The 22,393-nt window shown below is 43.7% G+C and carries 27 protein-coding genes and 2 pseudogenes; 23 read left to right on the top strand and 6 right to left on the bottom strand.

All coding sequences use genetic code 11. The features are described from left to right. Positions 1-17 precede the first annotated feature (17 nt). The 21 genes from M1F14_RS12665 to M1F14_RS12765 all read left to right on the top strand — a co-directional run bounded on the left by M1F14_RS12665 (position 18) and on the right by M1F14_RS12765 (position 16,812). Positions 18-731: a phage minor head protein gene (locus M1F14_RS12665; RefSeq protein WP_181469339.1), complete on the top strand. Its 714-nt coding sequence runs from the start codon at positions 18-20 to the stop codon at positions 729-731. Beyond that, positions 728-1,984 carry a DUF2213 domain-containing protein gene (locus tag M1F14_RS12670; RefSeq protein ID WP_181468539.1) on the top strand — a complete coding sequence of 419 codons (1,257 nt, stop codon included), beginning with the start codon at positions 728-730 and terminating at the stop codon, positions 1,982-1,984. The genes M1F14_RS12665 and M1F14_RS12670 overlap by 4 nt, the downstream gene beginning before the upstream one ends. Continuing rightward, positions 1,984-2,481, top strand: a complete 498-nt coding sequence (locus M1F14_RS12675) for a phage minor capsid protein (RefSeq protein ID WP_181468538.1) — start codon at positions 1,984-1,986, stop codon at positions 2,479-2,481. The genes M1F14_RS12670 and M1F14_RS12675 overlap by 1 nt, the downstream gene beginning before the upstream one ends. Continuing rightward, a complete protein-coding gene (locus M1F14_RS12680; RefSeq protein ID WP_181468537.1) occupies positions 2,481-3,548 on the top strand; it encodes a major capsid family protein in 1,068 nt (355 codons plus the stop codon). Before M1F14_RS12675 ends, M1F14_RS12680 begins: the two co-directional genes overlap by 1 nt. Positions 3,549-3,604: 56 nt before the next feature. Beyond that, positions 3,605-3,946 carry a hypothetical protein gene (locus M1F14_RS12685; RefSeq protein ID WP_181468536.1) on the top strand — a complete coding sequence of 114 codons (342 nt, stop codon included), beginning with the start codon at positions 3,605-3,607 and terminating at the stop codon, positions 3,944-3,946. A gap of 2 nt (positions 3,947-3,948) precedes the next feature. Further along, positions 3,949-4,380 carry a DUF4054 domain-containing protein gene (locus tag M1F14_RS12690; protein WP_080972721.1) on the top strand — a complete coding sequence of 144 codons (432 nt, stop codon included), beginning with the start codon at positions 3,949-3,951 and terminating at the stop codon, positions 4,378-4,380. Continuing rightward, positions 4,380-4,838: a hypothetical protein gene (locus tag M1F14_RS12695; RefSeq protein WP_181468535.1), complete on the top strand. Its 459-nt coding sequence runs from the start codon at positions 4,380-4,382 to the stop codon at positions 4,836-4,838. Before M1F14_RS12690 ends, M1F14_RS12695 begins: the two co-directional genes overlap by 1 nt. Beyond that, positions 4,838-5,206 (top strand): phage collar protein, encoded by a 369-nt coding sequence (locus M1F14_RS12700; protein ID WP_181468534.1) that lies wholly within the window; start codon positions 4,838-4,840, stop codon positions 5,204-5,206. Before M1F14_RS12695 ends, M1F14_RS12700 begins: the two co-directional genes overlap by 1 nt. Further along, the gene (locus M1F14_RS12705) at positions 5,196-5,711 is read left to right on the top strand and encodes a phage gateway protein (protein WP_181468533.1); all 516 of its coding nucleotides are present in this window, start codon (positions 5,196-5,198) and stop codon (positions 5,709-5,711) included. Before M1F14_RS12700 ends, M1F14_RS12705 begins: the two co-directional genes overlap by 11 nt. Before the next feature lie 9 nt (positions 5,712-5,720). After that, a complete protein-coding gene (locus M1F14_RS12710) occupies positions 5,721-7,208 on the top strand; it encodes a DUF3383 domain-containing protein (RefSeq protein ID WP_181468532.1) in 1,488 nt (495 codons plus the stop codon). A 9-nt stretch (positions 7,209-7,217) separates the two neighbouring features. Beyond that, on the top strand, positions 7,218-7,670 hold the full coding sequence (locus M1F14_RS12715; RefSeq protein ID WP_096863412.1) for a phage tail fiber protein: 453 nt from the start codon (positions 7,218-7,220) through the stop codon (positions 7,668-7,670). Positions 7,671-7,720: 50 nt separating this feature from the next. Further along, entirely contained in the window at positions 7,721-8,179 is a 459-nt protein-coding gene (locus tag M1F14_RS12720; protein WP_181468531.1) for a hypothetical protein, read from the top strand. A gap of 82 nt (positions 8,180-8,261) precedes the next feature. Continuing rightward, positions 8,262-10,772 carry a hypothetical protein gene (locus M1F14_RS12725; protein WP_232370485.1) on the top strand — a complete coding sequence of 837 codons (2,511 nt, stop codon included), beginning with the start codon at positions 8,262-8,264 and terminating at the stop codon, positions 10,770-10,772. Beyond that, entirely contained in the window at positions 10,769-11,296 is a 528-nt protein-coding gene (locus M1F14_RS12730; RefSeq protein WP_181468530.1) for a phage baseplate protein, read from the top strand. The genes M1F14_RS12725 and M1F14_RS12730 overlap by 4 nt, the downstream gene beginning before the upstream one ends. Positions 11,297-11,299: 3 nt before the next feature. Beyond that, positions 11,300-11,593: a phage baseplate plug protein gene (locus tag M1F14_RS12735; RefSeq protein ID WP_181468529.1), complete on the top strand. Its 294-nt coding sequence runs from the start codon at positions 11,300-11,302 to the stop codon at positions 11,591-11,593. Then, a complete protein-coding gene (locus tag M1F14_RS12740) occupies positions 11,586-12,401 on the top strand; it encodes a baseplate hub protein (RefSeq protein ID WP_181468528.1) in 816 nt (271 codons plus the stop codon). Before M1F14_RS12735 ends, M1F14_RS12740 begins: the two co-directional genes overlap by 8 nt. A 3-nt stretch (positions 12,402-12,404) precedes the next feature. After that, positions 12,405-13,097, top strand: a complete 693-nt coding sequence (locus M1F14_RS12745; RefSeq protein ID WP_181468527.1) for a Gp138 family membrane-puncturing spike protein — start codon at positions 12,405-12,407, stop codon at positions 13,095-13,097. Continuing rightward, the gene (locus M1F14_RS12750; protein WP_181468526.1) at positions 13,094-13,438 is read left to right on the top strand and encodes a hypothetical protein; all 345 of its coding nucleotides are present in this window, start codon (positions 13,094-13,096) and stop codon (positions 13,436-13,438) included. Before M1F14_RS12745 ends, M1F14_RS12750 begins: the two co-directional genes overlap by 4 nt. After that, on the top strand, positions 13,431-14,618 hold the full coding sequence (locus M1F14_RS12755; protein ID WP_181468525.1) for a baseplate J/gp47 family protein: 1,188 nt from the start codon (positions 13,431-13,433) through the stop codon (positions 14,616-14,618). Before M1F14_RS12750 ends, M1F14_RS12755 begins: the two co-directional genes overlap by 8 nt. Further along, positions 14,615-15,274, top strand: a complete 660-nt coding sequence (locus tag M1F14_RS12760; RefSeq protein WP_181468524.1) for a DUF2612 domain-containing protein — start codon at positions 14,615-14,617, stop codon at positions 15,272-15,274. The genes M1F14_RS12755 and M1F14_RS12760 overlap by 4 nt, the downstream gene beginning before the upstream one ends. A gap of 5 nt (positions 15,275-15,279) precedes the next feature. Beyond that, a complete protein-coding gene (locus tag M1F14_RS12765; protein ID WP_181468523.1) occupies positions 15,280-16,812 on the top strand; it encodes a phage baseplate protein in 1,533 nt (510 codons plus the stop codon). Between the two features lie 30 nt (positions 16,813-16,842). Here M1F14_RS12765 and M1F14_RS12770 read toward each other — a convergent pair whose 3' ends face one another. The 3 genes from M1F14_RS12770 to M1F14_RS12780 all read right to left on the bottom strand — a co-directional run bounded on the left by M1F14_RS12770 (position 16,843) and on the right by M1F14_RS12780 (position 19,682). Then, positions 16,843-18,381 carry a phosphoethanolamine transferase gene (locus M1F14_RS12770; RefSeq protein WP_181468522.1) on the bottom strand — a complete coding sequence of 513 codons (1,539 nt, stop codon included), beginning with the start codon at positions 18,379-18,381 and terminating at the stop codon, positions 16,843-16,845. A gap of 110 nt (positions 18,382-18,491) precedes the next feature. After that, positions 18,492-19,421: a lipopolysaccharide core biosynthesis protein RfaZ gene (locus M1F14_RS12775; RefSeq protein WP_181468521.1), complete on the bottom strand. Its 930-nt coding sequence runs from the start codon at positions 19,419-19,421 to the stop codon at positions 18,492-18,494. 102 nt (positions 19,422-19,523) lie between these two features. Continuing rightward, positions 19,524-19,682, bottom strand: coding sequence for a DinI-like family protein (locus M1F14_RS12780; RefSeq protein WP_336297810.1), 159 nt, complete (start codon positions 19,680-19,682; stop codon positions 19,524-19,526). A 151-nt stretch (positions 19,683-19,833) separates the two neighbouring features. Here M1F14_RS12780 and M1F14_RS12785 point away from each other — a divergent pair. Further along, positions 19,834-19,998 (top strand): annotated as a pseudogene (locus tag M1F14_RS12785) (isocitrate/isopropylmalate family dehydrogenase); the annotation flags it as partial. Positions 19,999-20,180: 182 nt separating this feature from the next. On the opposite strand, the pseudogene M1F14_RS12790 reads toward M1F14_RS12785, so the two are convergent. Beyond that, positions 20,181-20,309 (bottom strand): annotated as a pseudogene (locus M1F14_RS12790) (integrase); the annotation flags it as partial. Between the two features lie 45 nt (positions 20,310-20,354). On the opposite strand from M1F14_RS12790, the gene M1F14_RS12795 reads away from it, so the two are divergent. Continuing rightward, complete coding sequence (locus M1F14_RS12795; protein WP_230683866.1) at positions 20,355-20,477, top strand: antitermination protein; 123 nt, start codon at positions 20,355-20,357, stop codon at positions 20,475-20,477. Positions 20,478-20,557: 80 nt separating this feature from the next. Here M1F14_RS12795 and M1F14_RS12800 read toward each other — a convergent pair whose 3' ends face one another. Next, on the bottom strand, positions 20,558-20,806 hold the full coding sequence (locus tag M1F14_RS12800; protein WP_165568286.1) for a tetratricopeptide repeat protein: 249 nt from the start codon (positions 20,804-20,806) through the stop codon (positions 20,558-20,560). Positions 20,807-21,141: 335 nt separating this feature from the next. Beyond that, positions 21,142-21,297: a hypothetical protein gene (locus M1F14_RS12805; protein WP_162762176.1), complete on the bottom strand. Its 156-nt coding sequence runs from the start codon at positions 21,295-21,297 to the stop codon at positions 21,142-21,144. Positions 21,298-22,393: the final 1,096 nt, after the last annotated feature.

Genomic DNA, 22,393 nt, shown 5'->3' on the forward strand with positions numbered 1-22,393 from the left:
CACGGTTAATCCGCTCAATGATTAAAGACTATGAAAACGTATTTAGTGAATTGAGTGATGATTTTGACGGCGCCACGATGGATGCCAGCATTGCGAGTCAAACACGGATTTGGCTCAACCGGTTAAAACGCAAGTGGGATAAAATCTTTAATACGCAGTCTAGCGCCATGGCCGATAAGTTTGTTTCCCAAGTCGATATCGGCGCTCAGCGTAATTTAGACGACTCCCTTAAACAGCTCTCTGGCGGTATTACCATCAAAACCCCTGTAATGCCAGAAGCGTTAAAAGACCGAATGATAGCCGCCACGGCTGAAAATGTTTCCCTGATTAAATCCATTCCTAGCCAATTTCACCAGCGTATCGAAAGTGCTGCCCTGCGCTCTATTTCTCAAGGAGGCGAGGGCGCAAAAACCTTATTAGATGTAATCAGACACACTGGCAGTGTCACGGAAAGCCGAGCGAATTTTATCGCTGTTGACCAAACACGAAAAATCACGACTGCGGCAAACTGTGAACGCATGAAATCAGTGGGTATTCGTAAAGCCGTCTGGAACCACTCGGGAGGAAGCGCAGAGCCAAGAGCGTTACATCTGCATCTAGATGGAGAAGAGTTCGATCTAGATAACCCACCGGTGATTGATGAAAAAACTGGTGAGCGAGGATTGCCTGGGCAATTGCCCGAATGTAAATGTTTTATGACGCCAGCTATCAATTTTGGTGAGGAGACATGACAAAACGAACCTATGACAACAACGGCTGGCTCGAAGTAACAGACAACCCCATCTCTAAAGTTGGGGTTTTTGATTATTTGGGGGCAGAAATTGGTGCGCCGATACCCGATAAAATCTATCGCGTATTGCGGCCACCAGAAGAACTGGCCAGCGAAGCGACAATTAACTCTTTCAAACTCACCCCGTTCATTATTGAACATGAAATGTTAGGCAAACACGCGACCCCAGCGGAGAAAAAAGGCATCCAAGGGGTGATTGGTGAGAACGTGTATTTTGACCCACCGTATCTTAGAGCCAATATCAAAATCTTTTCAGATGTGGCGCTTAGCAATATCGACAGTGGCAAAATCGACCTCTCCCCTGGTTATCGCAGTAAATATGAATTCACCTCTGGCATTTATGAAGGCCAACACTATGACGTCATTCAGCGTCACCTACGTGGAAATCACCTCGCATTAGTGGATGAAGGGCGAACTGGCCCTGACGTCGCTGTGCAAGATCACCTCGTTATCACTATCGACACAAAGGAACTTATTCGCATGAACGAAGAAGAAAACAAAGAGAAGCAAACCGCTGATGAAGGTGCGTTTACAGCGGAGCAAGTCACTGCGCTGAAAAGCATTATTGCAGAGGTGATTGCACAAACTAAGCCTTCAACCGATGAAGAGCCGAAAGAAGAAAAGAAATCCACTGATGCTGATCCCGAAGAAGAGCAAAAAGCGGAAGAAGCCGTGTCAGCTGCCGAAGTTGCAGCGGAAGAAGCCACAACCGGTACACCTGAAGCCGTAGAAGCTGCTGAGGTGGCAATTGAGACAGCTGTCGAAGCCATCGAAGAAGCTAAGGAGCATCTCGACCAAGCGACCACGGATAGCTTAAATCGTCGACTCAAACGCTTGAAAAACGGCATCGGTACGATGGATGAGATTGCATCCTTAAAACGCAAGATTAAGCGTTTGGAAGCATCAAAGCCCACCATGGACACTGGATTGCTGCTAAAGCAAATCGGCGAGCGTGATTCGTTAGCCCATAAGCTGACCCCATTCCTTGGCGTATTTGACCATGCCGCCATGACCAAGCAACAAGTGGCGGAGTATGGCGTTGATAAGCTTGGTATTCAATGCGGTAAAGGTAATGAAGCCATTGCACTCGATGCGTGGATGCAAGGGCGGGTACCAGATTCACAGAAAGCCACAGTGACGATGGACTCTGCGGTTAGCAATCAATCAATTATGGATAAATGGGGAGCGAAATAATGGCAATTCCTAAATCAGTGGCGCATGGCTTAACGTCTGGCGTAGTGGGTGAAATCAGCCATGCAGGGCCTATTCGTGCCGTTGCCGCCATTCTCAGCTCAGCGGATGAAAAACAAAATATCTTCGGTCGGGCTTACACCTACAAAGATGATTCTGTGGAGTCTGTCCAAGTGGGTGGTAAGGGTGCTTTTGCGGGGATCATGATTAACCCGAAAGCGTATCGTGTTGAAGTGAACTATGCACGCAATGGTACTCAAGGTGAGTTTTTAGCGATGGGGGAGGTGTATGTCGAGTTAAGTGATGACGAAGGCAAAATCAATGATCCCGTCGTGTTCAGCGAAACGGACGGTTCATTATCGGCCAAAGAAACCGTAGCGGCAGGTGATCGCGTGATTGGCTTTGTCAGTCGTCATTTGTCGTCAGCTGACACACCGCATTTGAGCGTTATTCGCTTAACCGAAATCCCATACCCAGCGGCAGTAAAGGAAGGTGAATAATGCCAGTTAGCAAGCAAAAGTTTTATATGTCTGGCCGCGATATTCGCAAGCATGGCCAACTTAATATCCAACCTAACCAACAGTGGACGTATCGCGAGCTTGAGCAAATTGGTTTTGGCGGTTTGGCGTCGATGGACTCCGCGATCACTGGTGCTGCTGTACAAGGCGGTTTAATTCAGCGTGAAATGTTGCAACACGTTCTCCCTGGTCTCATTCGCACCGCAACCCGTGTTCGTGTGTTGGATGAAATCACTGGTGTATTGAATGCGGGTGAATGGCACGATGAAGAAATCATTCTGAACGTGGCAACACCAACTGGTAAAGCTGAGCTCTACGGTGACCATACCAATGTGCCGTTAGCGTCTTACATTCAAGACCAAGAACGCCGCGGTATCGTGCGTTTTGAACAAGGTTTTCAAGTCGGTAAGTTAGAGGAAGCACGCCAATCTGCAGCTGGGTTTGAAGCCGCCGCAGAAAAGCGTAACTCAGCGACAGAATCCTTAGAACAAGGGCGTGAGCGGATTGGTTACTATGGGTTTAATAGCCCTGAAACCCGCGTGTTTGGCTTGATGAATGAACCGAATCTACCCGCTTATGAAACCGCATCGAAAAAATGGAAGGGCGGCACGTTTGCCGATATCACCCAAGATATTACCGATATGTTCTCGCGCATTGAAATGAGTTCAGGCGGGATCATCAAAGACGATATCGCGATCACGTTGACGTTACCGCTGGGCTATCGCTCAACGCTAAACGTCGCTAACCCTGTGGCGCGTGGTGAAACGGTGTATCAATGGGTGAAAGAGAACTATCCAAATCTGCGCTTTGTGTTCTCACCTGAATTTGTCGGGGCGAATGGTGGTGCGGATGTGGCGTATATGTTCGCAGATACCATCGATGATGGTTCAACTGCAACCAGCGCGACCATTTTACAAGTGGTGCCGGTTAAGTATCAATTGTTGGGCTCACAAGCACAAATCAAAGGGTATTTAGAGGATGCGACCAACGCGACAGCGGGTGTCTTTGTCACGCGCCCTTGGGCGATTACCCGCCTAACTGGCATTTAACCTGCCACTTTCCTTTTTTACGCCCTCAAATGAGGGCTTTTTTATGGAATAAAACTATGTCTCTGTATGTTTATTGCACGTTATCGAATGACCAAAATTACTCGGTCACCGATGGCAAAGTGTTTATTGCCGGCCAAGCCAACATCATGACTAAGCACATGTATACCCCGCGCGGGCGCGTCACGGAAATCAGTGATGAACAATACGTCCAACTCAAAGATAACCACGTTTTTCAGTTACACAAAGAAAACGGGTTTATCAGCGTTGAAAACCGCAAAGAAGATCCTGAAAAAGTGGCCACCAATATGGAGGCTAGCGATAAGTCAGCGCCAGATACCGTGGAATCATTGGAAGCAGAAAAACAAGCGGTCCCGAAAACCAACAAAAAGGGTAAATAATGATGGAGGCGAGCACATTTCCCCTAACGTCATTTCGTGTGCTCTATCCATCGTTTAATGGTGTGAGTGATGATGACATTTATATTATTGCTCAATCTGCCTTAAATTACTTTTCTCCCTGCAGGGGCGTATGTACTAACGAACTGTGGATGTTGGTTGTTGCCCATATGCTATCACTGCGAAAGTGGATTGCGGATGATGAATCCCCAACTGGTGTTGTGACTAGTGTGACCATCGATAAAGTCAGCGTGTCATTCTCTGCGCCCCCTGCGGGGTCTGATTGGTCACACTGGTTCAAAATGACCACCTATGGCCAACAGTTCTTAGCACTGATAAAACGCTGTAGTGTGCCGCAATACATCGGTGGTGCGGGTGAACGCTCGGCATTTCGCGGTGTGGGTGGCCGGTTCACACGAGGGGGGCGGTTACGTTAATGACGAAATTAGCTCAGTTGAAAAAAGTCTATGATGAGTTAGCCAAGAAACAATTGAAAGTGGGTTTCTTTGAACACTCGAAGTATCCCGATGGTACGCCCATTGCCTATATTGCCGCTATTCAAGAGTTAGGTTACCCCGCTGGTGGCATTCCTCCCCGTTCGTTTTTTCGCCCGACGATGAGCGATAAAAAAACAGAGTATGGCCAGTTGATCTTCCGTGTGGCCAAAGCGGCGGCCGCTGGCAATATTTCTGTTACCGATGGGCTAACCCAAGTTGGTGCAAAGGCGGCTGGGGATGTGAAACTGGCCATTAAAGCGGTAACCACACCTGCCTTGGATGATTCAACGGTAAAAGCCAGAGCAAGACGTCATAGCAAAGGTAAATCCACCGATAAGCCCTTAGTGGACACGGGACAGATGTTACAGGCCGTCAGTTTTGCCGTGGAGGATAAGTAATGTTCGGAAATTTACACCGTATCGCTTCTCGCTATATTCCTCAGCAAACGGCCCTGTGGTTTCGCTTTAAAAAGCGTGAACCCGATGAGCGAGGGCATGACCAAAACCAATATCATGAGCCGGTTGATATTCGTGGCAGTTGGCAAGCAGTTGATACCCAAGATGTACAATCAATGGGTTTTGATTCAAGCCAGGTTTATCGGCGTTTTTATACCTCCCATGATATCAAGGGCATTCAGCGCGGTACGTCTCCCGATTACCTTGTTTTTAATGGCAAGAAATACGATGTGATGGGGGATGCGGATTGGTACGAGCAGGACGGCTGGAAATCGGTGATTTGCATTGAGGTAGGGGCCTATGACGGATAATGACGTTGATATTGCCATTCGCAAACAGTTATTACGGCAGCTGGCCGAAGTGGGTATTGATATCCCCGTGAAAGCGGGTTTTCAATCCACCAAGCAAGGCCGTGAAGATAATATGGTGATGTTCTTTTCCATCAATGAAAGCGGGCATGGGTGGCAAGGTCGCCATTACAATGTCCAAGGCAACAATGCCAATCACCAAGAAAACCAATTATCGGAAAAAACGTACCAAGTTCAGGCATTCATTACCCAATTAGGCCCATATACCGCCAATGATATTACCGCCATTGCCCGAATGGTTGTCAATTCACTGCCTTTTGTGACCACACTGAGAAAGCAAGGTATTGGTGTACAACGGGCAACATTCGTTCGCCAGCCTTACTTTGTGAACGACTATGGTGACTACGAACAAAACCCCTCGTTTGATTTTAATGTGACTTTTAAACGCTCTCTTTTCCCTGATACAGCTGCCATAAGCGCGCTCTATCCTGATATCCACCGCATATAAGGTTTTATTATGCCAATTAAACAAACTCGATACGTTGATATCGCATCGGCGGTTATTGGCGCGTCTGCTGTTCCGATGCGTAAATTAACCGGTCGCCTATTTTCCACTAATCCCAAAATTCCCGCAGGTAAAGTTTTAGAGTTCGCCAGTGGTCAAATAGAGGATTTACTGGGTGTTGATTCTCCTGAAGCCCATTTTGCACGACAATATTTTAGCTATGTTAGCCCTGCACCAGTGAGTAAGCCGAAGGAATTACAAATTGCTTCTTATGAGCCCGTCGGGCGAGCACCTACGCTATTTGGTACCAAAGCCGCCGCGTTAGCAGATTTAAAAATTATTGCGGATGGGACGCTATCAGTCACGATTGGTACCGTCACTAAAAGCTACAAAGATATTGATTTGTCAGAAGCGAAGTCCTATGCGGATATTGCGTCCACCATTCAAGCAAAGCTCAATGCAGAAAGAGAACCGCAATTTTCCAGTAGCTATTTGACGTTTAATTCACTCGATAGCGCCTTTGAGCTGAGTGGCGGCGTGCAAGAACGCGCATCCATTAGTGTTGAATATTCGGTGCTGGCGAATGCTATGGGGCTGTCTTCCGGTACTGCATCTGAAGGTAACCCTGCACAAACGCCGCTGGAAGCCTTTATGGTTGCCGAGCAGGTTTCCGATTCATTCGGCAGTGCGACATTCTTGGATGAGTTGACGTTAGAGCAAGCCGTGCCGTTGGCGCAGTATGTTTCCGGTGAAAACGTCAAATACCAGTTACATATTAGCGTGAGCGAAAAGCAGGTTGAAGATTTTAGCGCAGCGTTGATGGGAACCGCTTCTGTGGGGTTAAGCCTCAAAACAGATACCAACTATTTTATTCAAACCTTACCCATGGCCGTTATGGCGGCGACGGATTATGACCGAACCAACGCCACGACAAACTACATGTTCCGTCAATTAGGCGTCACGTTCCCTGCGCAAGTGACCACAGATAAAGCCGCTGACCGATTCGATAAGCTGCGCGTGAACTATTACGGTGAAACCGCGATAGCTGGCTCACAAATTCGTTTCTATCAGCGGGGCTTCTTGTGCGGTGGTGCGTCTAATCCGCTGGATATGAGTGTGCACGCTAATGAGCAATGGCTAAAAGCCTATATCGCTCAGCAATGGTTTAACGTGTTATTGGCCACACGCGGTGTTCCTGCGAATAAGGACGGTGAAGCGCGTGCGTTGATGGTGATCGCCGGTGTGGTCACTAAAGCGATTAATAACGGCACAATTTTAGCCGGTAAAACGCTGAGTGACGTACAAAAGCTGGCGATTGCGGATGCGTCTGGCGATGACCTTGCTTGGTATGACGTACAGGATAAAGGCTATTGGTATAACGCGCAGATTGTTGAAAACACGGATGAAAGCGACTTGCCTGAGTATGTCATGAAATACGTGCTGATTTACGGCAAAGGCGATTGGGTTCGCAAAGTCGAAGGCTCACATAATTTAGTCTAGGAGTAGAACATGCATGATGTATCTGCAACCGGCTTGAGTTTTACCATTCAAGCCAGCAAAACCTTTCCCACTGGGATTTTAATTACCGCCTTTGCTGACGATGCTGACCCACTGGATTTACCGGCTGTCGATATTGCACAAACGGGCATGGACATTAATGGTAACTTGGTGAGTTGGTCCACACCGACACCACAAACCGTCACCATCAACGTTTTAGCTGGTAGCGAAGAAGATCAAAACTTGTCGATTTTGCTCGAGGCGAATACCGCGAAAAAAGGGCGCCGACACGCAGGGGATATCATTACCTTTGTGGCGTCTTACGGTGATGGCTCAACGGTCACAGCGCGTAACGGCAAAATTACCAATGGCAGTCGTGGCAACTCTGCGGCCTCTGCGGGACGTTTGAAATCCAAAGCCTATACCTTTGTGTTTCAGGATTTCGACAGTACGCGCGTCCGTTAATTCATTTCAATTTCTGGCGGGGTTCCCCGCCTTTTTTATCGGTGTTTACCATGTTGATTAAACCTAAAGAAGTGGCTATCAAAGACGTTGATGGCGTTGAAAAGCTATTTGTAATTAGTCGCCTGCCGGCTACAGTCGGGCGTGAAATCCTAGCCAAATATCCGTTATCTAACGCCCCCAAAATTGGTGATTATGAGGTCAGCAAAGAGGCCATGTTAAAAATGATGGCCTATGTGTGTGTCACTATCGATGGTGAAGAAATCCCCCTTAAAACACAAACACTTATTGATAACCATGTACCCGATGGCGAATCGTTGATCCGCTTAGAGTTGGAAATGTTGAAGTACAACACCAGTTTTTTCGGGGGCGACGGGAACTCAGGCTTCCTCCACTTCCTGCTCAGCAAGGTAAGCGGTTCACTCCCGTCGATTATAAAAACGCTGATGGGTTCTTTGCCGTCATCGTCAGCGAACGCCTCGCCACCTTCACCGAACTCAAAACCTCAATAGATTTAGAAGAAGCAATGGACCTGTGGGAAATTGCCATTACTAACCGTTATAACGAAGCCCTTGCGGCTTCAAAGGATCGCTAATGTCATTAATGGATACCTTTGTGCAGGTCTTTGAGTTTGATACAAGGCAAGCGGATGGGGCATTTAAAAAGGTGCAACGTTCGACCGATGACATTATTGATGGCATGAAACAAACCCAACAAGCGGCGCAGCAAAGTTCACTGACCATCGGGAGTGTCATGACGGAGCTTTGGCAATCGTTGCAAGGGCTGTCGACTGAACATGCCATTTTGTTCACCACCAATGCCAGCGAGGTCAGTGCTGAGACAAGCCAAATCGTGGCTCGGTTAGATGCGGTGAGCTCATCATTAAGCGCATTGGATGAGCAACGGCAAAATGCAGACGCTGCTTGGGTCTCCGGGGGGAATGCGTTAGGGGATTGGGGGCAATCACTGCAATCTGATATCACCCAATTAAAAAATGACCTCGGCTCGTTATCGGTGGGTGACCAAAAAGCGGCATTAGAACAGGTAAAAGGCTCGGTCAGTGAGTATGTTAACGAGCTGCAAAAAATCCCGACCACCACGGCCGATGGCGCCGCAGAAATTGAACGTGTGATGGCAGACTTACGCCAATCGGTGCAAGGCTTATCGGTTGAACATTCGATTGATTTTGTTACTAATGCAGATGAGGTTATTGCCCAAACAGGCTCGGTTAAAACACAGTTAGAGACAGTAACAGATTCGATGGCCAGCCTTGAGGCACAGCGGTCAATATCTGATGCAGGCATGCAATCCACTCAGGGTGTTTTGGGCGAGCTCGATGCAAACTACCAGGCACTACAACAAGACGTCATTCAACTTAATCAAGGTGTCACCGACCTCACGTTAGCCGAACACCAAGGTATCACCGCGAAGCAACTGTCCAACGCTATTATTCAAGCACTGCAAGGTAATTACAGCGAGTTAATTCGTCTTGTGGATTCGATGAAAGTGAAGGGAATTGAAGCAGCGACCAGTGAAATTAAAGCACAGCAATCCGTGCAAAAAGCCCTTGAGAATACCGAAACCAAATACCAGCAGGCGGGTAATACGGTCATGTCGTTTGCCAAAAAGGCATTGGGGGCGGTTGGTTTATTGATGGGGGCGACTGCTTTGGTGGGGGAATCGATTTCACGTTCGGCTGATATTGAAACCCTCGACAAACTGGGTAAAAAAATCAATGTAGCGACTGCCGATGTGGACGCTTTCGCGGGTTCAATAGCTGAACTGGGCAGTACGCGTGATGCGGCTCAAGCGGATTTATCCGCGATGGCCAAATCGTTTGGTTTTGCGAAAAACACTATGGAAAAAGTACTTCAGACTGCAGATAAAGTGCAGGGCATGAAGTTCGACAAAGCCAAGGCAACGCTTGCGGGGCTGGGCGTGACGGATGATAAAACCGTCGAGCTGATGATGAACGGCCGCAAAGAGCTTGAGCGCATGATGGGCATTCAAAAGGAATATTCTGGTATCAACAAAGAGAGTATTGAACAATCCATCAAATTCAACAAAGCCATGCAAGGCTTTAAGCAATCATCAGGCTTACTGAAAAACAGCTTTCTTGAAATGGTGATCCCGATTTTAACCAAAGGGTTAGAGTGGATCAACCGCTTTGTGAGCTTTTGCAAAGAAAACAAGTCGCTTATTGTGGGGTTCTTTATTGCAATAGGTTCGGCTATTGCGGCGTTTTATGTGCCTGCCATGTTATCGGCGGCGGCAGCGACTTTGGCAGCAACATGGCCCATCTTGGCGATTATCGCGATTATTGCCTTACTGGCTGCAGCGTTTGCCTTAGTCTATGACGATATCATGAACTTTATTGACGGCAATGATTCGATGATAGGCCGTATTTTGGATGAATACCCCGAACTTAAAGCGGTCATTATTGCGTTGTGGGAAGCGTTTAAAGCCTTCTTTGATTTTGTCATCGCCTTGTCTCAGGTCGTTGCCGATGTGGCAGTGTCAGCTTTTAACTTTATTGTTGATGGTGGCAAGCAGTTATGGGCATGGCTCACGGGTTTTATTAACGATTTAGCGGATTGGGGCAAGCAATTTGAAGGCGTCTTTACGGTGGCTTCTGATGCCGTTGTCGGGATTTTTAAGTGGCTATGGGCGCAAATCAAACAGTATTTAGGTTGGATTAATGACGGTTTAGACGCGATTAAAAATGGCTGGAGTACCGTCAAAGGGTGGTTTGGTTTTGAGGATGCACAAGTGACTCAAACGGTTGAACGCAAAATCACGACTGACGGCACGATAGAGCACCAAATCCCCGAACAGCCCACGTTATCTGAAGAAGATACTGCGTTGTTAGTAAAAGGGCTGAGCCAACAAATTAATGGCATGTCAGCTAATCCAATCAACCCGATGACCAGCCAAGCCATCAGTAATCAATCCAGTACCACCAATGAAACTAACTTGTCAATTGGTGAAATCAAAGTGGAAACTCAAGCCACGGATGCGCAAGGCATGGCTAATGGCACGAAAGATGCGTTGCAATCCCAGCTACAAGATTTAGCCCATCAAACCAGTTCGGGGGTAAGCAAATGATCACCGAGGTGAAAATCTTCAATGTCGATAACTTTTCGACGTTATTTGAAACGGCCAATCCAATTCAAATTAACGTCCGTGACGAACACAAAGCAACACAGTTTACCGTTGAGTCGGGGGAAACACGCAGTGACCATGTGGTGGTTCAGCCAGTCGAAATTGGTATGGATTTAATTTTAGCTGGCGAAATGAAAAGCGCCTTTGAAACCCTACAGCAAGCCTACGATAAGCATCAGTTAGTGGGTATCCAAACGCGGGTGAAAACCTACCAACCGATGTTGCTAGTGAATCTCTATCACGATGAAATTCCAGAGATGGCCGATGCGATTAAACTCTCGCTGCGCTTTAGTGAGTGGCGAACGGTTGAGCCAGAATATGGCGACCTGCCGCCCCGTAAGGTGGCAAAAAAAGAGCAATCGAGCACAGTGAATCGCGGAAAAGTGCAAACGTCCACGGTACCAGACAAAAAGAAAAAATCGGCAGCAACCAAAATTGCTGACGGTGAATTTACGTTAGGGTGGTGACCCATGCAAGAGATCCCTTTAAATGCCATACCTAATCAACGTTTGCGCGTGAGCCTTGGCGGTGACGAGTGGGAGCTGACGATTAAAGTGGCGCGAACAACAATGTGTTGCGATATCAAGCGCAATGATGTGGTTTTACTGCAAGGTATTCGTGTGATCCCCAATCAACCGCTGATCCCCTACCGCTATTTATCGGGTAACGGTAATTTCGCCTTTATCACTGAAAATGATGAATATCCGTGGTGGGCGCAGTTTGGCCAATCACACAGTCTTGTTTGGTGGGGTGAAGATGATTGATTTACGCCGTATCCGATTAGGCATTGAAGTTAATGGTCGGCTGCAATGGTATGAGGGGCTGCGAATTCGAGCCAGTGGCACTAAATATGCCAATCCCCTGCAGAATGAATGCACGGTCAATATCGATGGCCTCAATGCGACAACGCGCAATATGTTGCTGACCGAAACCAGCCCTTACACCCAAGCGAAGAAACCGCACCGTTTAATTGTTGAAGCGGGACGCGCCAGTACGGGCGTATTTCGCATTTATGTGGGGGATATTGTTAGCGCAGAAATCGCCTCACCGCCCGATGTGACACTGACCTTAAAAGCGAAAACCAACAATACCAACGCGCGTGACATTGTTTCTTCATCGGGTAGTGCAATAAGCAAAATGAGCGAACTAGCCAAGAACATTGCACAGGATTGCGGGGTTAAATTGGACTTCCAAGCGACTGATAAAAATATCGCTAATTGGTATTTTTGCGGGCCAGCGCTCAAACAAGTCGAGCGACTGCAAGATGCGGGCAATGTGAAAGCGTTTATTGACGATGACATGTTGTATGTGAAAGACCAGGATAAAGCGTTAAGTGGCCGCTTGCGTATCCTCAACCAAAAATCGGGCATGGTCGGTATTCCTAAAGCCACGGAAAAAGGCGTCGATGTCACTTATTTAATTGATAGCGAGTCGTCATTGGGTGGCATGTTACGCCTTGAAAGCCAGTTTAATCCTGCCTTAAATGGCGACTACATTATCGAACAACTTAAGTTCGATATTGCCTCTCACGACGATCCCTTTTTTTACCAAGCGACCTGCAAACGAGTGTAAACCATGAACCAACCCAATAGTGATATTGCTAGCGAAGGCAGCTTGGCAGGGCAGCTCTCGGCCGCATTTCGTAACTTTTTGATGAACATCGATGACATGCTTCCCTCTGTGGTGATGAGTTATAACGATAAAACTAATCGAGCCGTGATTAAGCCCTTAGTCATGATGGTATCGACAGAAGGCCAAAAAATCGGGCGAGCAGCGGTACCGAATATTCCCGTTTTTCGTTTTGGCGGCGGTGGCTTTTTTATTCGCATGCCGATCAAGGCGGGTGATTTCGGTTGGTTAAAAGCCAATGACCGAGATATCAGCTTGGTTTTTCAACGTGGCGGTTTAGAAGATGAACCCAATACAGCACGGTTACATACCTTTAGCGATGCGATGTTTTACCCCGACACCCTGAAAGGCTGGCTAATTGATGGTAAAAACGCTGATGCCTTGGTGATCCAGTCCATGGATGGTTCTGTGTGCTTGTCATTGCATGCAGGAAAAGCGGTTTTAGATTCGCCCGTTCTTGAAGTCAATGTGCCCGAAACTACGTTTAACGGTAATGTCACGGTGAATGGTAATCAGGCTGTAAATGGCAACAGCGACTCAAATGGTGGCACGATGAAACACAACGGTAAAGATATCGGCTCAACCCATAAACACAGCGGTATTCAAAGTGGTAATAGCAATTCAGGAGTCCCCGTATGAAGACATTTAATGTCAACAGTAGTAACGACATTCATCTTGGCAATGATGGAAACTTATCGATTGTGAGTGGTGAACGGGCATCGAAAAACCGTTGTGAGCATTACGTCAAAGCACTCCGTGGTGAAATGCTACATAAACTCGATATGGGCATTCCGTACTGGAAAACCACCTTTGGGCGACAGGCGGACATCCCGTTATTTGAAGCAGCGTTTCGTGACCGAATGCGTGAATTGGATGATGTGATATCGGTCGTGTCATTCTCGGCATTAATCGCAGATAACTCGCTGAACTATACCGCGGTGATCCAAACCATTTATGGGGAGATAACGCTCAATGGCTGATTATCAATATCTCACGTCACAGGGTGTAATTGTGCCGGATACCAGCACCTTACGTGATGACGTTGAAAACGAATTTAAAAGTGTCTTTGGCCAGCAACTGGATGTTAACCCCGAAACCCCACAAGGGGCATTGATCACCATGGAGGTCGAAAATCGGGACGCCGTTGTGCGCAACAATGCTGAACTGGCCAATCAAATTAACCCCGATTTAGCCGGTGGTATTTTCCTTGATGCAATATGGGCTTTAATGGGGGGACAACGTTTTGATGCGACTCACTCCTTTTTATCACAGGTGAAATTCACGGGTATTGCCGACACCATTATTCCCAAGGGATCACAAGCCGCCACACTGAATGGTGACTTATTCGAAACCACCAAGACTTTAATTATCGGTAAAGATGGCTCAGTAACAGGGGATATGCGCGCCATTGAAACGGGCGCGATTGAGTGCGGAGTGGGGCAACTTAATAAAGTGGCCAGTTCGGTATTAGGTTGGGAAACCGTTCATAACCCCAGCAATGCGGTGTTGGGTCGAGATGCCGAATCAGACCTACAATCAAGGCGACGACGCAAGCAGACGTTAGCCAAAAACACCGTCAGTGTGGGGGAGGCGATTACCTCTGCATTGTATGAATTGGAAGGGGTACGTTCGTTGTCGTATCGAGAAAATTACACAGACCAACCGATGATGTTTGATGGGATCACGTTAGTTCCCCATAGCATTTATGTGTGTGTTGAAGGGGGTGATAAAGAGGCGATTGCTCGTTCATTGTTGCGCACAAAAACACTCGGTGCGGCTTTTAACGGCAGTGAAGAAGTTGAAGTATTGGAAATCATCAGCGGCCAAATTTATCCCGTTAAATTCGATAGGGCGAAAGAAATTGTGTTGTTCTGCCGAGTAACAGTGAAAAAAGCCACCGTCGATGCACAAACCATTATTCCCGCCGCGGTTGAGTCATGGGCAAATGGGGATATCGATGGTGAGGGCGGTTTAGTGGTGGGGCGCGATGTATCACCTTTCGAAATATCAGCCGGTATCAATGCTGTCGAACCTCGGTTGTTTATTACACGCGTCGAACTTTCAACGGATGGCAAAGCCTGGTCTTCAAATAACTATGAAATCAAAATGAATGAGGTGGCAAGGCTCAAACGCAGTGCGGTACAGGTGGTGCTGGTATGAGCAAAATTCAATCATTTGATTTTCATTCTGATTTATTAAAGGCGATCCTTTGGCAATATGAAGATGCGGAAAATCTCAAAGCAATAGCTAAATACAAAGCAGACTATTTTGAACAATCCACTGTCCAGTTTTGGCGTGATTGGTACCGTGATGTGTTTAATATCGATACTGCGAACGAGTTTGGGCTGAATATTTGGGCGCGCATACTCGATGTGCCGTTGGGGATTGATGTCCCCCCGAGCGATAAAACGAAAATCGGCTTTGGTTTCGGTAAAAAGAACGCTAATTTCAAAGGCAACTTTCGACGTAATGCCGATTACACCCTATCGCTGACAGTCGACCAAAAACGTCTCATCGTGCGTATGCGCTATTTCAACCTCACGCAAAGCCCAACGGTCACCAATATTAACGAATTTCTTAAACGCTTCTTTTGGCAAGCGGACAGCAAAGTATTCGTGCTTGATCCGCTGGATATGACCTATTTGTATTACGTGTTTAATTTCAACCCGGACGAACGTTTGCGGGTTCTTCTTGAAAACTTTGATCTTATGCCTCGCCCATCGGGTGTGGGTGTTAAATACCGTATCGTGACGAAGAAAGCTTTCGGTCACGGCCAACATCGTAAAAACTTCCTTAGCAGTAATTTCGGAGCCTAAAACTCATGACAAAAATATTTAAAATCCCCTTTGCAACACAAGGGGACAGAATCTCTATTCCTGATGATGTGCAAGCCGATGGCGCGGTTTCTTACACACAAGGCTATAGTTACGATTATGAGCGTGACCAACAAACTGATCCTGCGGCCAAAGATATCGAACGTGAAAAGATGAACGGCATGTTTCATGATATCACTGAAGCGATAGGGGAATTACAAAGCTTTGGTTTCCCTAAGTGGGCAGCAGAAGGCAAACCATATCCAATCCGCGCGATTATTTATCATAAAAACAAAACGTGGCAGTCGAAGATTGAAAATAACAATGTTGAGCCTGTTGCAGGTACAGCATGGCAGGAACTGAAAGCGGATCTAAGTGCGGGTGATATCAATGTTTATACCAAAACCGAATCTGACAAGCGTTTCCAGCCATTAGGCAACTATCAGCCTGCAGGTTACAGCTATTCTAAAGCCGAATCTGACACTAAGTATCAACCCAAAGGCAACTATGCCCCTGCAGGAAATTATGCCCTCAAAGGTGAAAGTTATACCAAAGCGGAAGGGGATACACGGTACCAAGCTAAGGGGAGTTATCAGCCATCAGGGGATTATGCCTTAAAAGGAGATAGTTATACCAAGGCTGAAACCGATGGTAAGTATCAACCTAAAGGCAGCTATCAAGCAGCAGGCTATAGTTATTCAAAAGCGGAGTCTGATACCAACTATCAACCTAAGGGCAATTATGCCCCCGCAGGGAATTATGCACTCAAAGGCGAGAGCTACACCAAAGCGGAAGGAGATACACGGTACCAAGCTAAGGGGAGCTATCAACCATCGGGGGATTATGCAACAAACACAGCACTCAATAACGGGCTTAATAATAAGCTCAATACAAGTAGTGTCGTCCAATCGACTGGAGCATCAACAACTAGCGTGATGAGTCAGAAAGCCGTCACTGATGCATTACAAAACGCGGTCAATCTTAATACCATTTACCCTATTGGTATTGTGGTGTGGTTCGCGCAAAACAAGAACCCCAATACATTATTCCCTAGTACGAAATGGCAATACATCGGCGAAAATAAAACTATTCGATTAGCTGCAGCGAGTGGTGCGAATGTGTTGACAACTGGTGGCTCGGATTCAGTGACGTTAACGGCTTCACATATGCCAGCTCATAGCCACAGTTTCTCAGGTTCAACATCCTCTGCGGGGGGACATACTCATAATAGGGGAACAATGAACATAACAGGCTCATTGGCTCTTGGTGGGGGAAAATCAGAATCACAAGCACCGGGCTTTGCTTACGGCGCATTCAGTAAATCGACACGAAGTCTCAAAGTAAATACCGCTTCTGGCGTCGTTAATGCGGATGTAACTCAGATTAATATGAGCGCTGCTAATGCATGGACTGGCGATACATCGAATAGTGGAGCACATAGTCATACAGTGACAGGAATGATTGGTAACGCGGGAAGCGGTGCAGCTGTAAATATAACTAACGCTTATATTATGTTGATGGGATGGTATAGAGTTAGTTAATGGAAATGGGGCCAATGCCCCATTTAATATTTAATGATGAGGAATTATATCATTAGGTAATTTATCAAAACTGACAGCATTATTTTTAAAATTTAAAACACTGTTGCTAAATTTGCAGTCTTGATTTGAGATAAATTGGCAGTTAGCTTTTTGATACAAATTAATACCAAGCCACTCAGAATAGAGCGAAAGGAAGTTCATGCCGCTAACTCGTGCTGTAATGAATTCTCTATTTACGTCATTGTAAGATGTTATAAAAAAAGGAACAGAGTAATTTTCTTTGTATTCATCACCGTGAATTAAATCGAGCTTAGATGGCACATCTCTATTTGAGAAAGAGACGCCGTGATCAGCAAAATACATCATAGACCATCGCTCATTGCTTAACTTCAAATCATCGTAAATGCTGCGCAGTAAGCTATCTGTATTCTTCACTGATTGGACATAGCAAGAAGCTCGGTTGCTAAGATAGAACTCATCATACTCATTGTTTGTTCTTTCACAGGCAGGGGTATGGCTTCCCATTAAGTGAACAACGATCAACTTCTTACCTTTCACTTGCTGCTTAATGGCTGTATTAATATAAGGAATAAGTTCGTTATCATTCTCATTAGATGTGAAGGAGCCTTTTTTGATAAAAATTGGGTTATCTGCTCGCTTTCCTATGCTGGCAATAGGCGTGTCAGCGCCACTGATAGAGCCTTGATTCGAGATCCAATAGGTATAAAAATCGGCTTTTTTAGCGAGGGTAATGATGTTGTTCTGAATTTTTACATGCTCTGAAATGGTGTGTGTTAAAGACGGAACAGTGGATGGTGCAGCTGAGATATAATTAGTGAAAATTCTCCCGTTTATTTTATCAAGAAACGGTGTGTTTTCTAATTCAAACCCATAAGCATGTAGTAAGTCTTTTCTGACGCTTTCCCCGATAACAATAACATAAGTATCATACTCTCCAGTGCTGGTTAATTTTGGGTAATCATCATCTTTAGCTAGCATTTCACTAATGCGCTTGTGTTCTTCAATTGTTGATGAAATGGCTGCTACAGACTGCTTTAAAAATTTAACTTCAGGAATGCCTGTATCTAATAAAGAAAAATGATGATCGCTAATGGCTGTCTTGATAGGAGCTTGAAGGAAAATAACAGCAAAAATTGAAATGAATATTAATCTAAATTTATTTGAAATTTTAAATCTGAAGCGGGTTGAAGCATAACCAAGCAATAATATGAGGAATGACACTGCATAATAGTAATATGGGATATTAGAAACGAATTCTAGTGATTCTTTTCTATCGGTATATAACATAGCTGTAGCAATGTTAAAACTTGGCTCACCATATAACATGGCGGTTGGGTAGTAGATTGCAGAGATAAAAGCCAAAAGGAACACTGATGTTAAGTATATAAATTTATTGGCGTTTATGGCGAGTAATAATAAGAATACAGCGAATGCATAAATAGCCTTGAACTCATACCCGAGGGCAAGATGCGACAAACAAACAAAAAAAAATAAAATACAGAAATTTAGAATGTTAATCTTCTTTAAATTTTGTAACGCAAAGCGCATTTAACTTATCTCATTAGGTAATTATCTTTTGTGATCATAGCGTTAATGCAGAGGTGCTGCAATGGTAAAAACAAGACAATCACATATAGCTACAAGTGATGAGGGTTTGCTTACTCATTTGAATTTTTTATATTTTTATTCTTCATTAGCGCATTAATATTTTCTTTTTGAAAAGAAGTGATCGCGCTATTAGGAGATAAATTAATAACGGTAACCCCTTTTTCAGTAAGAAAACGCGATGCTGAATTAAAGGCATTTTGTATTATTATGAAATGATGGCTTAACGATGTTGGAAGCATATTTGAACGATTTTCATAAAACCGAGGTTTATCGAAATTATTCATATCTAAGCCGACAAAATATAATTGTTTGTAACCCATAGAGTATCCTACTTGTAATGCTGGGTAGGCTACAGTGCCATAGTCAAAAACTAATTTATTCATATCAGAAGAGAAGCCATAGCCATTAAGCCAATGATAGTTATCGGATGTATGGCTTTCATTAACTATTTTTTTTTCATCTAAAAATAAATAACCTATACCATCTTTGACTAAATCTAGTATCTTAAATGAGCAATTTATTTCTGATAAATCAATGCGCTTTAATATTTCGTGCAGAGATAAGTAATTGCAAAATAGTGTTATTTCATCATTGCTAACAATTTGTCGCACCAAATCGACCCTTTTGCTAACAAATGACTGGTCAATGATACAGTAAAACTTGAATTTGATCTCTGAGAGTGCGATCGCGCCATTCACACCGAGAAAATCGTATTGTTCTTGATCAAAGAAATGTTTGGGTACCTCATTTACTGATGGGCCAGTAGCCACTATGATCAAACTTTTGTGTTTCTTTGAGCTGATAGGAGATGTGTTTATTTTTAATTCTTCATTTTTATACGTAACTTTTACTATTTCATTATCGTGATTTCTAGAAACATTAAATAAATACCAAATATTCTTATTATGATGAAACTTTTTATTGTGAAACAGTCTGTAAAGTGTTTTTAAAAACCACGTTTTAAGCTTGTTTTCTGACATGGGAGTGCTCATGAATAATGAAAATGTAATACTTTATATGATGAAAATTTTATATTTAGAGTATCAAATTACTGAATAAGAACAACGTATGAAAAATGCGGTTTAACAATATTTATCATCATCAGTTTTAGTGCCGCTAATCGTAAGTGATTGTGATGAACTCATAGCGATACGCAAACTCAATGGACCGAACCGGTCACCAATCCTTTTTATAATTTGTTCCTGCAGTGTGTTTATATACAGTAAATTATCAAAATGCAAATCTTAATTGAGACAAAAAGAATTCCCCAAAACTATTTGTCACTACGATATAAATCAACAGGTTATAAGTATAATTGAAACACTTAAAACGATAAGAATTAAATTTTAAATGTATTTAAAATCAATATGATATGGCTTAATTGGTAATATACTGCTGCGCCATATGGGCTGGACTGAAGCGGCTGACCTAATCGTTAAAGGTATGGAAGGCGCAATCGAAGCTAAGACTGTAACCTATGACTTCGAACGTCAATTAGAAGGCGCTAAATTACTGAAATGTAGCGAGTTCGGTGACGCAATCATTAAACACATGTAATTTATTACGTGGTGTAATTAACAACGGGAGCCTAAAAACTCCCGTTTTATTTTGCCTTGAAAAATTCCTCTACAAAACTCCTGCAAAACTCTTCTGCAAAACAGGCTACAAAATAATCGTTATTTTATAGCTAAAACCTGCCAATTTTATCCTCGATCATCATGATATTTATCTGTCATTACCTAGCTCTTATGGCCCAATAAAGTTTTAGTACCGATGCCTTGATCTCTATATAACCTTTCTGATAAAGAACGTTGCTCATAAAAACTTGGCGGAGTTCCATCTTCCCTCTTCAAATCTGTCTGATCCCTAAGCGGGTGCCGTCATCTGCGGCGTTTAGTGTAATTAGACATTTAGTGCCTGATCTTAACGAAAGGACATGGCGCAGAAACTGGAAGCCGTTCTATGAAAAATTAACGAGCAAATATTTTATTGAAGAGGGTGTAGCTGAATATGCGTTTAGCAAAGTAACGAAATAAATTATTATGGTGCTAACTCAGGGGCTATTTTAAATGAAAATATCGAATCAGCAGAAGCAGAATTAGCACCAGAATGAGTATTACCGCCATTCGGCGCATAATTCATCATAATCCTCAATGCCGTTTAAGCACGCTTTTTTAAATAATTCAGAAGCTTTGTCTTTATCTTGTTTAATCACATCGCCATAATAGTAAAGGTATCCTAATTCTAGCTGAGCATCTGCATAGCCTTGATTGGCAGACTTGATATACCACTCAATAGCCCTAGAGTAATTTTTACTAACACCTTTTCCTTCAAAATACATTTCTGCCAAATAGAATTGTGCCATAGGGTCACTTGGCTTGTTCGCATACTTTTTGTATATTGAGTTCAGGGGATAGATTAGCGCAATCATGATCCGAACCTGCTGCAAATAAAGAGTAAGTAAACATCATAATTGGCAAATACTTTATTTTTATCATAAATTTTCCGTGTAAGGTCTTTAAGGCCTCTATTTAAAAAACGAATAAAATAAATGTAACTAAAGCCAAATAATAGCTAATTATCAAAACTATTTGAATACACTATAAGCATAGATAATTAGCAAAGTTTTCACATGAATTAAGTGTAAGCAAATGCGGAAAGAGAGTACGAATATGAAGACATGGCTGGCGTTAGTTTTATTTAGTCACCATTTTCTACTTTATTTTTAGTGTTTTCGCGTTGAGCATCTGCCTTAGCTTTGTTACTCAGTATTATCATTGTTACCCACACAAGGAATGCAACCGCTGAAATTACCAAGATACCAGCAGTCCATAAAATGACTTCAAAAGTAATCATATACTACCCCATAGAAACTCAATAAATTTAGATTAAGTTAGTTTAATGTGTTTAAATTGCAAATATATTAAGTATGTTGAGCAGTAGACCTTTTTTTGAGAAAGTGAATAGAGATGAATTAAATTGCAGGGGGAAATGGTGGATGAACAAGAAGATTTAATTAAGAGTTAGCCGTGGACTAGTGCTGCATTGAAAGTCGCACTGGTAATGACAGTAGAAACAATGAAGCTAACACCATAGGAAGCGGAGGGCAGAACATTACTGTTGTAGCTTGCCCACTCGCAAAACCATACAGAGAAATAATGGCAATAGCCGAAGAGTATGGTGAAAGGGAAATACCTAAATCAATGCGCGATATGCCGTTAGATATTAAACAAACAACAAGAATTCACAATGACCCGCCTAGAGCGGGCTTTTAATAGAAACTAAAATTGTACAAAAATACTGCAATAAAAATAATTAGCGGAATGAAAAATGAAGCAAAGAATGAATTAAAGCACCCTGACATAGATGTGTCGCCTTTATATTTATTATCCATATAAAGCGTTATAGCTATGAAAGAAACAAACGAAACAAGGAAAGCGATGAGAAGTGCGGAAAAAACATCAGCCATAAATCATATAATCTCTAAGTTGCTTTAAGTTACCAGCACTATACATAAGTTAAATATTTATAGCCATCAGCTAATTACTGGTGGCTTTTTAATTTGAGATAGGTACAAGAGGATAAAGAGATAAGATAGAATGGGATTATTTTGCTGAGAGCATTTATACTGTATTTAATTGATGCTCTTAAGGTAGTGACATGAGTAATTTTGTAATTTTCACTTTAGTTCTATTTGTTTGCGTGTTATTGATTCGATATCAAATAAAATCAAGGGTTACATATAAACACTTTTTGTTGTTCTTTATTGGCATTTCAATAGCAATGGTTGTCTATATTATAAATGCTATGTATACGTGGCTGAAATTTGACCTTCCTTTGGATTACTGGTTAGTTCTTACTTTATCTACAGTGCTTATAACTTCTGTATTTTCTTTCATTAGAATACTTAGGGATTAATTTTATATATTTTTTTAATATTAGTTGTTACTCG

The organism is Providencia sp. PROV003 (genome assembly GCF_045040775.1).
Taxonomy (GTDB): Bacteria; Pseudomonadota; Gammaproteobacteria; order Enterobacterales; family Enterobacteriaceae; genus Providencia; species Providencia huashanensis.